The sequence below is a fragment of the Heyndrickxia faecalis genome (genome assembly GCF_040267745.1).
GTDB lineage: Bacteria > Bacillota > Bacilli > Bacillales > Bacillaceae_C > Weizmannia > Weizmannia faecalis.
Genome location: NZ_CP158453.1, coordinates 2,387,899 through 2,402,623 on the forward strand (window position 1 = coordinate 2,387,899; position 14,725 = coordinate 2,402,623).

Sequence of the window (14,725 nt, forward strand, 5' to 3'; positions counted from 1 at the left end):
TTACATCCACACCTCGATATAAATTCCTAAAATCGCACACAAAAGGCCTACCGCCCAGAACGTCACGACAACACGCCATTCCGACCAGCCCGAAAGCTCATAATGGTGGTGCAGCGGGCTCATCCTAAAAATTCTTTTTCCTGTTGTCTTAAATGATATCACTTGGAGAATGACAGACAAAGTCTCAATGACAAAAACGCCGCCAATCACAATTAAAAGAATCTCAAGATTGGTCAGAATTGAAATGGCGGCAATCGCTCCGCCCAATGCAAGTGAGCCGGTGTCCCCCATGAAAACTTTTGCCGGATGGGCATTAAAGACGAGAAAACCGAGCACGGCCCCGACAACGGCAACCGAAAACAGGGCGACATCCGCCTGTGACTGGTTCCATGCCAAAACGGCGAATGCCCCGAAAGCAATCGCTGCCGTCCCGGATACAAGGCCGTCAAGCCCATCCGTCAGATTGACCGCATTGGAAAACCCGACAAGCCAGAGAAGAATGATAACAAAGTAAAACCAGCCGAAATCGACCGATTTGTCCGTAAACGGAATCGAGACTTCCGAAGATAAATGGAAGTGGCGGAAAACGACATAAAAAATGATGGCAACGAGAATCTGGCCGAGCAGTTTCTGCTTTGATGTAAGGCCAAGATTCCGCTTCATCACCACTTTAATAAAGTCGTCCAAAAATCCGAGCAGCCCGAATCCGATCGTCACAAGCAGCAAAAGGTAAATTCTTACAGTCGGTTCTGCGAATTTACCGGCCATGATCAGTGTGGATGCAATGATCGATACCAAAATAATCAAGCCGCCCATTGTCGGCGTCCCGGATTTTTTCTGGTGCGATTTCGGGCCTTCTTCCCGGATGCTCTGGCCGAATTTCAATCTCCTTAAAAAAGGGATAAAAACGGGCGAAAGCAGCACGGAAATCAAAAAAGCCATCAGCGTTGTAAAAAAAATCACTTGCTCGATCATGCTTTTTCCCTCCCGTGGCGCCTGCATGCACAAAGCAGCCGCTTCCTGTTTTCCGCATCCGCCAAATCATATGTATGAGGGTTTTTTTCCCGCAATTCCGGTCCGTAAAAAATAAAAGTTGTCTTCATATCCAAATCCTTGCTTTCCATTTTTTTTAGATAAAACTGTACCAGTTGTGTAAAAGCAACAGAAACATCCTCTGCCATAAACAGCGGAAAATCATTCGGTATATAGCGGGGCACGGGTGCATCGTTTTTCCAAAGCGCCGCGATTGCCCCGTGTGCAATTGCCCGGTTAATGTCCGGTTCAGAAAAAGGGACGTATAATCCCTTTGGCTGGTTTACATCCGCAAACACGCTGACTGTGGCAAATTCGAGCGCCATCTCCATGCCGCGGCCCAAACTGAAAAGGCGGGCTGTATCCCCGAATGATAACATATGCTTCACCGCTCCTTTATCATTTCCAGTGCAACTTCCCTGTCATCAAAATGATGCACTTCATTTCCAATGATTTGATACGTTTCATGGCCTTTTCCGGCAATCAGGACAACATCCCCCGCCTCTGCACGGAAAATGGCTGTTTTGATTGCTTCCCTCCGGTCGGGGATGCATTCATATTGCTCACCTTCTACCCCTTTTTCCATCTCGCGCAAAATGGCAATCGGATCTTCACTGCGCGGATTATCCGATGTAAAAATCGGATAATGCGCATATTTGCAAGCAATTTGCGCCATCACCGGCCGCTTTGTTTTATCGCGGTCGCCGCCGCAGCCGACAACGACAAAGATTTTTTTGCGGGCAAACTGCCGGATCGTTTTCAGGACATTTTCCAGACTGTCGGGCGTGTGCGCGTAATCGACAATCACGGAAAAATCCTGGCCGCCGTTTACGAGTTCAAACCGGCCGCGTACGCCTTCCATCGCTTCCGCCGTTTTAATGACCGAATCAAGCGGCACCCCGGAAACAACTCCGGCTGCGATCGCTGCAAGCATATTATAGACGCTGAACTTCCCGGCGAGCTTGAGCCGAACTTCCCGTTTCTCAAAAGGCGTCACAAGCGTGAATGTTGTCCCGCGGGCGTGCATGTCAATGTTTTCGGCCATAAAATCCGCATCATGGTCGATCCCGTACGTAATGACAGGCACCGCGGTTACTTGTTCAAATTCCTTTGATGCGGCGTCATCTGCATTTAAGATGGCATATTTCGGCTTATCTTGCGGGCAGGAGTTCCCGAGCTGCGAAAACAATAAACTTTTGGCGCGCCGGTATTCCGCCATCGTTTTATGATAATCGAGATGATCCTGCGTGAGATTTGTGAAAACGGCAATATCATAGTCGCAGCCGTGCACCCGGCCTTCAACAAGCGAATGCGAAGAAACTTCCATCACACAATCGGTGACACCGCGCGCGTTCATTTCATGGAATGTTTTTTGCAATGTCAGACTGTCCGGCGTTGTGTTTTTCGTTTCCAGTGTTTCATCGCCGATTTTCATATACATCGTGCCAATCAGGCCGGTCGTTCTGCCTGCATCCCGGTATATTTTTTCGATAATATGGCTCGTAGTTGTTTTTCCGTTTGTGCCGGTAATTCCGACAAGGCGAAACTTGCGGGACGGCTGCCCGTAAAACCGGTCTGCAAGGAGCGCCATTGCCCGTTTTGTATTGCGGACGATAATAACTGGTATATCCACATCGACCGGCTTTTCGGCTAAAATGGCTGCTGCACCCCGTTTGGCCGCATCAACGGCAAACTTATGCCCGTCAACCGTATAGCCCTTGATACAAATAAACAGACTGTTTTTCGTGACAAGCCGGTTATCCTGGACAAGTTCCGTAATTTCCGGATTCACTGCAGGCATTTTCACAAATGGTAATGCCTCTAACAATGTATGTAACTTCATTTTGCTTCCAACCCTTCCTGTTCCAAACCCTTGTTGCTGCATCTTCTTTGTGTATACATGTAAATACAGTCCTTTTCTATTGTACAAAAAAAACGGCCATTAAGCTATGAAGTCCTGTTGATTTTTAAAATGTACGCCGAAAGAGCTTGTTTATGCCTCTTGAAACAAAAACACGGGCGGCCGGACATACGGCGCCGCCCTGTTTTTCTGCATGCAAATCCGGATTGTTGAGCCTAGCGGGGCCCATTCCGGAATTGGTGAATCTATTTTACTGCATGTAAACCCGGATCGTTGAGCCCTCTTCCACTTTCACGCCTGCTTCAGGGGACTGCCGGATCACCTTGTTTCCGGATCCGCTGACATCAAGTTTGAGATTGTATTGGTCGTTCATCATCTCTTTTTTCGTCTCTCCGATTAAATTCGGCACTTTTACCGTTGGCGTTTCAAAATAACTTTTTTCTTTTTCCGCCTGGTTTTTCACCGGCTTGACGCCCATGGCACGCAGGCTGTCGCCGATGATCGTGCCCGCGATCGGGGCTGCCACCTGGCCGCCGAATTGGATCGTATTTTTCGGATTATCGACCGCCAAGTAGACGACGATTTTCGGATCATTGGCCGGGGCGAAACCGATAAAGGATAAAACATAATTGTTTTCGAGATAGCGGCCGTTTTTGGCTTTTTGCGCCGTCCCGGTTTTCCCGCCGACCGGATAACCGTCCACATAAGCATTTTTTCCGCTCCCTTGTGTGACAACTGTTTCAAGCGCATGGCGGATTTGTTTCGATGTGTTTTCCGAGATCACCCTTCTTTTGGCAACCGGGTTTTTCCGCATGACCGTTTCCCCTGTTTTAGGGTCAACGAGTTCCTTTGCAATATACGGTTTGTAAAGAATCCCGCCGTTTACGGCAGCCGAGACCGCTGCCACCTGCTGGATCGGCGTAACAGAAACCCCCTGCCCGAAAGCCGTTGTCGCCAGTTCAACCGGCCCGACGCGGTCAAGGTTGAACAAAATGCCGGAAGCTTCGCCGGATAGATCCACACCCGTTTTTGTGCCAAACCCGAAATTGCGGATGTATTTGAATAATGTATTTTTTCCGAGCCTCTCGCCAAGTTCGACAAAGCCCGGGTTGCATGAATTTTGGACGACTTCAAGGAACGTTTCGCTGCCGTGCCCGCCCCTTTTCCAGCAGTGCAGCGTCGAGCCTCCGACTTCAACCGCGCCGGAATCGTAAAATTTGTCTTTTGTCAAATTCACTTTCTTTTCTTCAAGGGCGGCGGCAAGTGTGATAATTTTAAATGTCGAGCCCGGTTCGTATGTGCTCCAGATCGGCAGGTTCCGGTTATACACTTCCTGTGGCACATTTTTATAATTGTCAGGCGTATAGCTCGGCCTGCTGGACATCCCGAGAATTTCCCCGGTGCCCGGGTCCATGGCAATCGCAATCAGCCCGTCCGGATGATATTTTTTTTCAGCATTATCGAGTTCACGTTCAATAATCGTCTGGACTTTTGTATCAACCGTTAGTTTCAGGTCAAGCCCGTTTTTTGGCGGTTCATATTCATCTGCCATATCCTTCATCTTTTTCTTCCCTTTTGCGTCCGTATAAAACTCGACTGCCCCTTTTTTTCCGCTCAGCGCATCATCATAATACAGTTCGAGCCCGGTCAGCCCCTGGTTGTCGGCACCAGTGAATCCGAGTACATGCGAAAGATAACGGCCGAATGGATAATACCGCTTGGAATCTTCCGCGATATAGACCCCTAAAAGCCCAAGGCGGCGTACGGCATTTGCCTTTTCATTGCTGATTTTCCGCCCTTCTTTTATTCTGACAATCGATCTGACCTGTGTAATTTCTTTATAAAGCTTTTCTTTATCTGCATCAAGGGCGTCCCCCAGTTTTTCAGCCGTTTTTGCCGGATCCTTCACCTGCCTCGGAATGATAAAAATCGTCGGGGCACTTTGGTTGGAGGCGATCGGCACACCGTTTCTGTCTTCGATTTTTCCCCGCTCCCCTTCAAAAGGGATGCTTCTGCTCCATAGCGCTTTTGCCCTGTTCGTCAACATATCCCCGAGCCCGAACTGGACATAGCCGAGCCGCACATCTATAATGCTGAAAATGACAATCCCGCAAAGCAATATAAAAACAAGCCGCTTTCTCACCGTAACATTGGATACACGTTTCACGAGCGCGCCTCCTTCATTTAAATCTCAAAGCCGCAGATCCCTGGTGCAGGAAAGATGAAAGATTTCAGCCTTCTCTTGGTTTCCTTTAACCCTGAAAAATCCGCTCCGGGCGCATAAAATGCCCTTTGTTGCCTTTACACCCATTTATATGCTTGTACGCATCCGGCTAGTACCTTTTCACGCGCATGAAAAAAAGCAAGCCTTATGCTTGCTTTTTTTCGCTATTCCTTCTGGCCCCCGCCTATGGATTCTTGAATTTTACAGTAAGGGCCTGTCCGGATTTCACCTTTGATTTTGCCGGAATGCTTTGGGACACGGCATAACCTTCCCCGCTTATGGTCAGGCGGAGGCCGAGCAGTTTGGCAGCGCCCGCCACGTCGCGTTTCGAAAAGCCGCGTATATCCGGCATTACTTTATTGCCATTTGTTTTCAAAAATACTTTTGCGCCCGGCAGCAGTTGTTCCTGTGCCCCGGGTTCCTGGGCCGTTACGGCATCGCCATCGCCGAGCACAACAGGGGAAAGCCCCAATGCTTTTACGGCAGATGTCGCTTCTGACCGGCTGTCACCCGTAAAATCAGGAAGTTTGGCAAGGCGTACGGTCTTCCCTTTTGCCGGTTTAATGTTTAAATATTGCAGGCTGTTCTTCATAATCGGGTTAAACAGCGCTTTAACCGGTTCGCCGCCAAGCTCACCGGCTTTTAAATGCGGCTGCTGGACAACGGCGTAAACGATTAGTTTCGGATTGTCTTTCGGCGCCATACCGAGAAAAGAAAAGATATAATTATCGGTACCGGTTAAATATCCGCCGCCGTTCGGATTCGGGATCTGGGCGGTACCGGTTTTGCCGGTCACCTCGTAGCCCGGAATGTTATAGGCCGTGCCGGTTCCGGTTTTTTTATTCGTCACAACCGTCCGCAAATAATCCCGGACTTTTTTCGCGGTATCCGCGCTGATCGGGTTGCCGGCAACGGTTGGTTTTGTTTTTTCCGTTTTTCCGGTTGCGGGATTGACCACTTTCTCGACTACATACGGTTTCATCATTTTCCCGTCATTGGCAATAGCTGTTGCCGCCTGAATCATCTGCATCGCGGTAACGGTTGTACCCTGCCCGAATGTCGACGTATACCGTTCAATCGGATAATCGTATAAAATTTTGCCGGAAGCTTCATTCGGCAAGCCGACTTTCGTCTGTTTCCCGAACCCGAACGCTTCCAAATACTGCTTAAATTTATCCTGCTTAATATAATCCAGCAATGTGGCAAATGCAACATTAGAAGAACGCTGCAGCCCTTCTAAAAAGGTGATCCTGCCCCAGCCGACCCCGCCATTATGGTCTTTAATCGGGTTTGGCACATTTTTCACCCGGAATTCTCCTGACTTATAGGTCGCATTCGGGTGAAAAACGCCTTCCTGGACGGCCGCCGCCAAGGTAAAAATTTTCATCGTTGAGCCCGGTTCATAAGCGGTTTCGACTGGATCGTCCTGCCAAGCATCGCTCAAACCTTTCCGCGTTTCCGGATCAAATGTCGGCCGCTGCCCCATTGCCAGTATCTTGCCCGTTTTCGGATCGGCCACGACAACAAACGCTTTTTTCGGATTGTATTGTTTCTGGACTTTGCCAAGCGCATCTTCAACGAAAGACTGGATTTTCTTGTCAATCGTTAAATAGACATTTTCCCCGTTTTTCGGTTTGGTGACTTTTTTATGCGCGTTTGGCAAAATATATCCCCAAAAGTCGCCTTCATAACTGATTTTTCCGTCTTTGCCTTCCAAAGCGGCATTCATGCTTTTTTCGATTCCCATTACACCTGCCATTTGGCCGCCTGTCTCATTTTTCTGCGCATAGCCGACCAGATGGGAGGCAAACGAACCGTTCGGATACGTGCGTTTCGGCACGGCTTCGAACTGGATGCCCGGCAAGTTCTGTTTTTGAATTTCATTTTTTACGTTATACGGAATATCCTGCCCCGCCTTCCCGAACTCCACTTGAAACCGCCCTTTTTGTGTCAGGAGCGAATAAATTTTTGATTCGGGCATGTCAATATATTTCGCAAGGGCCTGGGCGGTTTTTCGAGGGTTGACAACATGTTTCGGATGTTCCGGATCAATCGTGACTTTCGGGTCCAAAACGGCGACCAGATTGTACGAAACAACATTTTCGGCGATCACTTCCCCGCTTGCATCGTAAATATTGCCGCGGGAAGCGGGAATGGCGCTTGTCCGCAAATATTTTTTCGCCGCTTTTGCCGCGAGCACTTTCCCGTCTGCCTGCCCTGTGATTTCAATCGTCAAAAACCTTACGGCGATAATAAAAAAGGACAGACCGAATATGATAAATAATATCGCTGCCCCCCTGTTTGTATTCAGTTTTCTGGACTTCATTTATTTTCAACAACCTTGACATTATTCTCGTCCAATTTCAAGCCGAGTTTTTTTGCCTTTTCGTAAATACGGTCGTAGCGGCTCAATTCGCTTACTTGCATTTTCAAATCATCGGTCACCTTGTTTTTGTTCTGGATCGTGGTTTTTGTATCTTCAATCGACCGGTTGACATTATAAATTGCAGCTTCCGTCGATACGATCTTCACGGCCATAATCAACACGAACAAAGCAAAAAGGCTTGCGATGATTTTTTCCCCTAAAGTGATCTGCGCGCGTCTTGTGGCCGGTGCTACTCTTTTTTCAATCTGTTGTTGCTGTTCCAGCGCACGTTTCGGCTGCCTTGCTAAATTACTCAAAAAACTCCCTCCTCTATTTTCTTAGCGTTTTTCCGCAATGCGCAGTTTAGCCGACCTTGACCGGTTGTTCTCGCCCACTTCCTCATCATTCGGGACAATGGGTTTCCTCGTAATGAGTTTTAATACGGGCTCGTATTCTTTTGGGATGACAGGCAGCCCATGCGGCAAATCTCCTGCACTGCTGTATTCTTTCAATATATTTTTACAAATGCGGTCTTCCAGGGAATGAAATGTAATGACAGAGACCCGCCCGCCTGGTTTTAAAAGCGAAATGGCATCCGTTAAAGACGTTTCAAAAGCAGATAATTCATCGTTCACGGCAATCCGGATCGCCTGAAAGACCCTTTTTGCCGGATGCCCGCCTTTTCTTCGTGCGGGTGCAGGAATCGCTTCTTTAATTAAATCGGCCAGTTCACCGGTTGTTTCGATCGGTTTTTTGGCACGGGACGCCTCGATTTTGCGGGCAATTTGTTTTGAAAATTTTTCTTCCCCGTACCGGAAAAAGATCCGGACCAGTTTTTCATACGGCCATTCATTGACGACTTCATAAGCGGTAAGCGGCGTATCGAGGTCCATCCGCATATCGAGCGGTGCATCATGCTGATAGCTGAATCCCCGTTCCGGTGTATCAAGCTGGGGGGAGGAAACGCCCAAATCATACAAGATGCCGTCGACAGCCTGCACACCGCGCGCGTTCAATTCTGATTTTAAATACCGGAAATTGCTTTTAATAAAAGTGATCCTGTTTTGGTCATGGGCAAACTTTTCTTTGGCATGCTGAATCGCCGTTTCATCCTGGTCAAAAGCGTATAAATGCCCGCCGGTAAGCTGCTGAAGCAAATAGGCGCTGTGGCCCCCGCCACCGAGCGTGCAGTCAACATAAATCCCGTCCGGTTTAATATGTAGCCCGTCAACGGTTTCTTTCAGCAAAACGGTCTTGTGTTGAAACATACTGAATCTCCTATCCAATCGAACATGTTAAAGGTCAAAATCGATGAGGTTTTCCGCAATATCAGCAAAAGAAGCCTCCGATTCCTGAAAATATTCTTCCCATAAATCTTTGCTCCAAATCTCAATTCGATTGGAAACGCCGAGCACCACGCATTCTTTTTCGAGTTTCGCATAGGAAAGGAGCGGTGCGGGAATAAGAATGCGCCCTTGCTTGTCCCACTCGCATTCGGTCGCCCCCGAAAAGAAAAATCGTGTGAATGCGCGGGCATCTTTTTTCGTTAACGGAAGGGACTTCAGTTTTTCTTCCACCTGTTTCCATTCATCCGCAGGGTAACCGAAAATGCAACGGTCAAGCCCGCGGGTAATGACAAACGTATCGCCAAGCTGTTCACGGAATTTGGCCGGTACAATCAAACGGCCTTTTACATCGATATTGTGCCGGTATTCTCCCATGAACATTGGCGCGTGCCCCCCGCTTCCCACTTCATATTAATAATTTACCACAATCCCCCACCTTTCACCACTTTAATTTTTATATTCTCCTCGCAGCTCCGTTTTCCTGCTTTTTGCAAGAAAAAATCAATTTAAAACTTGCCTGCCGTAAAGCCTTGTTCCAACATGGTGAGTCCCGGCAACCCGCTTTTTCGCTTTGCAATTATTTTTTCAAAAAAGCATCATGAACCAAAACCACGTCGGTATCGTGCGGGAAGCGTCTTTACAATTCATTTTTCCAACAAAGCATCGTGAACCAAAACCCCCTGTTTTTTTGCATAAAAAAAGCCGGCCGCTGTCAGCCGGTTAAATTTTGACGAGTTTATGGGTGCCGTCAAATGTGAACGGCAGGGCGGCAAGGGTGTGGATAAAGTCCGCCCCATATTTGTTAAGGAAATAAAAAAGGTTCCAGACCCTTTCCTGGGGATTGCCGTCCGGGCGCAAGGCACGTTCGACCCGCGCGTATTTTTCAAGGATGTTTTCATGTTTTCCCGCAATCTCTTCATCCACTTTCCGCTGCAAAAACGCAAGCTGCCCCAGGTGAAAATCGAGATTTTTGCGGGCAAGCGGTTCCAACCCCTTTCCAATTGCGGCAAAAATTTTATCGTATTGCATTTTCAGCATGTTTTCCGTTTCTGCAATGAGCGCGTCCATATTCTCATCTTTTGCGTCATTCCAATATTTTTCCCGCTCTTTCCGGGTCCCGTATTTTAATACATGCCCGATATCGAGTTCCAGTTCCTCGATATCCCTTTGGACCGCTCTCTCAAGCAACGTGATATTGAGTCGCGGCACAAGAGGCGGCATCAGAATCCCCATTTCTTCAAACACCCGCTTCAGCTCGGCCCAGTACGCAATTTCGCCCGGCCCGCCGATAAACGCAAGGGTTGGGAAGAGCCATTCCTGCATAAGCGGCCTTGTGACAACATTATTGCTCAGCCGTTCAGGGCTTTTCGCACAAAGCGCGCACAACGCTTCCTCTGTAAAAAAGGGGCTGCCGCCTTTTCCGGTAAATCCGCCTTGCTCCGGACTGTACTCCAGCAAAATCCGTTCCTTGCCGTCATAATAAAAAAGATTCAGCGCCCGCCTGGAAATATCAATCGCTTTTGGAAACTCAAACTGCGCGATTTCCTGCTGCTGCCAGAGGACCGCTTCCGTAATCTTGTCATAATCCTGGATCATCCGTTCAAAAAACGGCGCCTCGATCTTCCGCAAGTGTGCATCAGCCGAATCGATGAGCAGCACCCCGTATGCCTTGAAAAGATCGTGAATCATGCAGGCAAACAGGTCAGAAAGGCTTTGTGCCCTGTCTGCAAACGCCTCCAGCTTGGAAAGAAGGGCATTGGTATGTTCGGTTTCGCCAAATGCTTCAAAAACTTTATGTATCCATTTTTTTAAATGGGCAGGATCCGGTGTGGTATCAGAGATCATTTTTTTCTCAAGCGGCCCTTCAGCATAACTAAATTTTTTTAAACGCCTTTCCTGTTCGGCATAAATATGGTTCACTTCCAAATAGTCATGGTCCTCGCCCGCGATCCAGAAAACAGGTACAACCGGAATTTGCAGGGCTTCTTCCTGCTCACTGGCAAGCCGGATAATCGAAATCAGTTTATGGATCGTATAAAGCGGCCCTGTTAATAGCCCTGCCTGCTGGCCACCGATCACAACAGCAGCGTTCGGCTGCCTTAATTTTTCCAAGGAATGGGCCGTCTCCGGGGAGATTCCAAATTTTTCCATATAGTGCCCGATACAATCTGCCAGCCCTTCCCGGTTAAAAGCCCGTTTTTTTAAATCTTCCACTCTTTTATGGAAAACAGAAGCATCCGTTATATCATAATGAAAAAAATCCTTTACAGGAGATTTTTGCGCAAGATAGAGGGAAGCGAACCGATTCGTTGCTGGAATTGAAAAGTTTTCCAGTTCCATCAAATGATTCTTCCTTTCTCGTTTTCATTGATTTTCTCATTGAGTATAGCATTTTTGTGAAAAAAAAAAAAAAAGCCTGCCTGCTCGTTGCAACAACTGAAACCTTGTTTCCGGCCGCTGCGGGCACGGCGGCAACACACGGAACGTGCCTCACCCCTTATCCTCCATCCCTTTCACCATTTCATAAAGGGCGGACGCAAGCGGAACCTGGCTGTTTTGACGGGCAGCCGTTTCCAGCATGTAACCGAGAATCGCGTCAATCTCGGTCCGTGCTCCTTTTTTCACATCTTTCAGCATGGACGATTCATTTTCGCACGTATTTTTGCAAATGCCGGTGACTTCCTCCCACATCTTTTCCCGCGAAAGTTTTGGGAAAAGCGCCGCCAGTTCTTCAAATACGGCGCGGAACACACGGGCATAATGCGGGTTTTTGATCAGTTCCCCGTTCTTTGCCTTTAAAACGGCTGTGAGCGGATTGATGACGGCATTGGCAAAACATTTGCGCAAAAGCATCAGCTCATAATCCGGCTGCACCGTGAACGGGAAAGCATCCGTATGCAAATGCACGCTTTCATCCCATTTCCCGCGGTAGACGGCGATATTCGTTTTGCCGTGCCCATTATGCTTCACCGTTGTGCCGTCAAGCCGGGATGCGCCGTGCTCTACCGTACCGACAAGGATCGTTTTTTGCGGCAATTCTTCAAGAAGAACAAGATGGCCCATGCCGTTTTGCAAAAACAAGATCGTCACCCCGCCATCTTCGTTTTTTAAAACGGTTGTCACAGCAGGAAGGTCATATTGCTTGACGGCAACAATGACTAGATCCTGGGAGGAAAGCGAAGAGAACGTGTCATCCGCTTTGACAATCGTCCTGAACGAAGATGCGCCGTCTTTTACGGTAATCCCTTTTTCATTCAGCTCTACGGTCTGCGCCTTCGTATTTGGAAACAAGGTCACTTCATGCAACTTACCAAGCCAACCCCCGTATAATAAACCGATCGCACCAGCGCCAATCACCCCAATTTTCATTTTGCCCGCCCCTTTCCATTTTCTTTGCTCCATTTTAACAGGCAATAAGGGAATGGAAAAGAAAATTCCAGACAAATGGTGTGCGACCGTTTACACGTATTTCTTTCATTCTTCCAATTGTTTGTTATATAATGATAATATCAACCGGTTTTATGTAAGAATCGCCGCCATGCTGCTGCGACACAGCATATAAAGAGGGATGGGGGAATTGATATGGCTTATCAAGTGGAAAGGCTGAAAGTGAACTACAAAACGCTCGAAGAATTCAAGCAGTTTAAAGAGTACGGGCAGCAGGAACTGTCCATGCTTGAAGATTTGCAGGACAATATTATTGAAGACAACGCCGACTCGCCATTTTACGGCATTTATTTTGCCGATAAACTCGTTGCGCGCATGAGCCTTTACGAACGGGATGCAAAATACGATCTCTATTTTGACCCCCCGCAAACATTTTTGGAACTTTGGAAGCTGGAAGTGCTCCCGAACTATCAATATAAGAATTACGGCCGGGCGCTTGTTGATTTTGCCAAAAGCTTCGGGCTGCCGATTAAAACAAACGCCCGCCTGAAGTCGCGAGGATTTTGGGAAAAAATGGGGTTCAAACCTGTTCCTTATAATGTCGAACGCGATTTGAGTGAAAACCCGTTTGTCTGGTTGCCGCACGGCGTGAAGCTGAAAGACGCAAAACAGGACAAAAAAACGACCTCTTCTTAAAGAACCGGATTCCGGTTCTTTTTTTGCCTTTTACGAACAAAAAATGTCCCCTGCCTTTTAAGGTCCAGGGGATGTGCCGCCGCTTTAATCTTGTTCAGACAACTGCCGTGCTTTTTCCATAATGGAAAGGAGCGCACTGTATTCTTTTTGCAGCTGCTCATGCTTTTCCTTTTCTTCAAGATACTTTTGAAGCAGCGCCTCATATTTGCTTTTCCATTCCTCTGTACCGCGCCGGGATGCGGACAACTGCCCACTCTCGTGCCTGCTTTTTTCCGCAAGCTGCTGAAGGATACGGATGGCATCAAACAGCGTTGCTTCTGTCTGCTGCCCTTCTTCAGCCGGTGCTCTCCCGGAATCTCGGACGAGCTGCTTTTTTTCCTTTCTTTCTTTTTTTGCGGCTTCAATTTCTGAGGCGTACTGCTTTCTCACATAAGAATTCCACCTGAACCCGCATGCCGCTGCGGTCCGGTTCATCCGCTTCCCTGCCTCTTCAAACGCCCGGAGCTGCGTGCTGCCTTCGCGGATATGGCGCAACACAATGTCCGATAGCAGCAAATCTTCTTCCTGTGTCCAGGCATCCTGTCTGACTGCCGGCATATCTTTCCCCCCATCCTTTTTAATACTATTCATATGCCGTTGATAGAAAAGATAGACGAAAAGACGCTGCAAAATTTTGAGGAAAAAAGGAAGAACAGACAGAGGCTTTTGGCGGAAAGGGATGGCGTTTTGAAGGCAAATAAAAAAGCACGGGTTTGCGCCGTGCTCTTTTATTATTTATTTACCACAACTTTGTTTTTGTAATAACCGCAAGATGGGCATACGCGGTGTGCCATTTTCATTTCACCGCATCGCGGGCATTCAATCATGCCGGGAACTTGCAATTTAAAATGTGTGCGGCGTTTTCTTTTTGCCGTTTTAGAAGTTCTTCTAAAAGGTACAGCCATTCTTCCCACCTCCTTATAAGAGATCAGCATATCATTTAGCCGAAGATGGCGGTTATTCAGAATCCTGGTCAAAAAATTTCGCAAGGTCGGCCATACGCGGGTCTACCGCTTTTTCCGCCTTCTGCTCCATTTCCAGATACTCGTCCTCCGTCAGCACCTGCCAGTTGTCCGTATGCGGCAGTTCTCCTTTTTTGGCTTCCTCACTGAAAACCTGCATGGGAATATCGAGCAAAATCAATTCTTTCATAACCGGGATCAAATCAATGACCTCATTTTCGGCAACATGCACTTCTTCATCTTCAGTGCCTTCATAATCGGAAGGCTCGAGAAGAAACGTTTCTGTCGATTTCAAGTCTACCGGGTAATGTACATCAACAAGCGTCCGGGCACAAGGCAGCACAAGCGTTCCTTCAATGTGAAGATCAAACGTCACCCTGCCCTGCTGAGCACTCCCCGTTCCCGTTACGTGGAAAGGCGAAGCCCCGCGGATCTCGGAATCAGTTTCCATTAAATCTTTTGTAATATCAACCGATTCATCTATCTCAAAGCGCTTGTCCCGAAATTTTTGCAATTGAATGGCAGACCATTTCACTTTCATCACCCCAAGACAACAAAGGTAATTATAGCTTCCCTCATACCTTTTGTCAATATTTTTTGCTTTACAACCATGATGTCCAAAACGAAAATTTTTCTTCAAACCAGAAACCGGCCCGGGCTTGTTTAAGACGCGTCCTTTTTACGCTTTCATCTTCAAGACTCCCCGTTTTTTCAAAAAAATTTTGCAGCAGGCAGGATTGCTTTTTTTGCCGGTTATGTTAAAAATAACTTATCCCAAACGGGTGCTTTTAAACATCCAAATCTTCCGGAAAG

Annotated in this window: 14 protein-coding genes; 1 reads left to right on the forward strand and 13 read right to left on the reverse strand. The window is 47.7% G+C overall.

Going from position 1 to position 14,725, the window contains the following annotated elements; all coding sequences use genetic code 11:
• The 10 genes from mraY to ABR335_RS11670 all read right to left on the reverse strand — a co-directional run bounded on the left by mraY (position 1) and on the right by ABR335_RS11670 (position 12,197).
• On the reverse strand, positions 1 to 975 hold the full coding sequence (gene mraY / locus ABR335_RS11625) for a phospho-N-acetylmuramoyl-pentapeptide-transferase (RefSeq protein WP_014095563.1): 975 nt from the start codon (positions 973 to 975) through the stop codon (positions 1 to 3).
• On the reverse strand, positions 972 to 1,412 hold the full coding sequence (locus tag ABR335_RS11630) for a hypothetical protein (protein WP_014095564.1): 441 nt from the start codon (positions 1,410 to 1,412) through the stop codon (positions 972 to 974). Before ABR335_RS11630 ends, mraY begins: the two co-directional genes overlap by 4 nt.
• Positions 1,413 to 1,417: 5 nt before the next feature.
• Positions 1,418 to 2,875, reverse strand: coding sequence for a UDP-N-acetylmuramoyl-L-alanyl-D-glutamate--2,6-diaminopimelate ligase (locus ABR335_RS11635; protein ID WP_014095565.1), 1,458 nt, complete (start codon positions 2,873 to 2,875; stop codon positions 1,418 to 1,420).
• Positions 2,876 to 3,143: 268 nt separating this feature from the next.
• The gene (locus tag ABR335_RS11640) at positions 3,144 to 5,060 is read right to left on the reverse strand and encodes a stage V sporulation protein D (RefSeq protein WP_014095566.1); all 1,917 of its coding nucleotides are present in this window, start codon (positions 5,058 to 5,060) and stop codon (positions 3,144 to 3,146) included.
• Between the two features lie 241 nt (positions 5,061 to 5,301).
• Entirely contained in the window at positions 5,302 to 7,443 is a 2,142-nt protein-coding gene (locus ABR335_RS11645; RefSeq protein WP_014095567.1) for a penicillin-binding protein, read from the reverse strand.
• Positions 7,440 to 7,799 (reverse strand): cell division protein FtsL, encoded by a 360-nt coding sequence (ftsL, locus tag ABR335_RS11650; protein WP_014095568.1) that lies wholly within the window; start codon positions 7,797 to 7,799, stop codon positions 7,440 to 7,442. Before ftsL ends, ABR335_RS11645 begins: the two co-directional genes overlap by 4 nt.
• A 21-nt stretch (positions 7,800 to 7,820) precedes the next feature.
• Complete coding sequence (rsmH, locus tag ABR335_RS11655; protein ID WP_014095569.1) at positions 7,821 to 8,750, reverse strand: 16S rRNA (cytosine(1402)-N(4))-methyltransferase RsmH; 930 nt, start codon at positions 8,748 to 8,750, stop codon at positions 7,821 to 7,823.
• 27 nt (positions 8,751 to 8,777) lie between these two features.
• A complete protein-coding gene (gene mraZ / locus ABR335_RS11660) occupies positions 8,778 to 9,209 on the reverse strand; it encodes a division/cell wall cluster transcriptional repressor MraZ (protein ID WP_013858966.1) in 432 nt (143 codons plus the stop codon).
• A gap of 339 nt (positions 9,210 to 9,548) precedes the next feature.
• Positions 9,549 to 11,168 (reverse strand): bacillithiol biosynthesis cysteine-adding enzyme BshC, encoded by a 1,620-nt coding sequence (gene bshC, locus ABR335_RS11665; protein ID WP_014095570.1) that lies wholly within the window; start codon positions 11,166 to 11,168, stop codon positions 9,549 to 9,551.
• Positions 11,169 to 11,318: 150 nt separating this feature from the next.
• The gene (locus tag ABR335_RS11670; protein ID WP_014095571.1) at positions 11,319 to 12,197 is read right to left on the reverse strand and encodes a 2-dehydropantoate 2-reductase; all 879 of its coding nucleotides are present in this window, start codon (positions 12,195 to 12,197) and stop codon (positions 11,319 to 11,321) included.
• A gap of 213 nt (positions 12,198 to 12,410) precedes the next feature.
• Here ABR335_RS11670 and ABR335_RS11675 point away from each other — a divergent pair, with 213 nt between their 5' ends.
• The gene (locus ABR335_RS11675; protein WP_013858962.1) at positions 12,411 to 12,911 is read left to right on the forward strand and encodes an N-acetyltransferase; all 501 of its coding nucleotides are present in this window, start codon (positions 12,411 to 12,413) and stop codon (positions 12,909 to 12,911) included.
• An 84-nt stretch (positions 12,912 to 12,995) separates the two neighbouring features.
• On the opposite strand, the gene ABR335_RS11680 is transcribed toward ABR335_RS11675, so the two are convergent.
• The 3 genes from ABR335_RS11680 to ABR335_RS11690 form a co-directional block, all read right to left on the reverse strand.
• The gene (locus ABR335_RS11680; RefSeq protein ID WP_014095572.1) at positions 12,996 to 13,508 is read right to left on the reverse strand and encodes an RsfA family transcriptional regulator; all 513 of its coding nucleotides are present in this window, start codon (positions 13,506 to 13,508) and stop codon (positions 12,996 to 12,998) included.
• A gap of 173 nt (positions 13,509 to 13,681) precedes the next feature.
• Positions 13,682 to 13,855: a 50S ribosomal protein L32 gene (gene rpmF / locus ABR335_RS11685; protein ID WP_014095573.1), complete on the reverse strand. Its 174-nt coding sequence runs from the start codon at positions 13,853 to 13,855 to the stop codon at positions 13,682 to 13,684.
• Between the two features lie 52 nt (positions 13,856 to 13,907).
• Positions 13,908 to 14,453, reverse strand: a complete 546-nt coding sequence (locus ABR335_RS11690) for a YceD family protein (RefSeq protein ID WP_014095574.1) — start codon at positions 14,451 to 14,453, stop codon at positions 13,908 to 13,910.
• Positions 14,454 to 14,725: the final 272 nt, after the last annotated feature.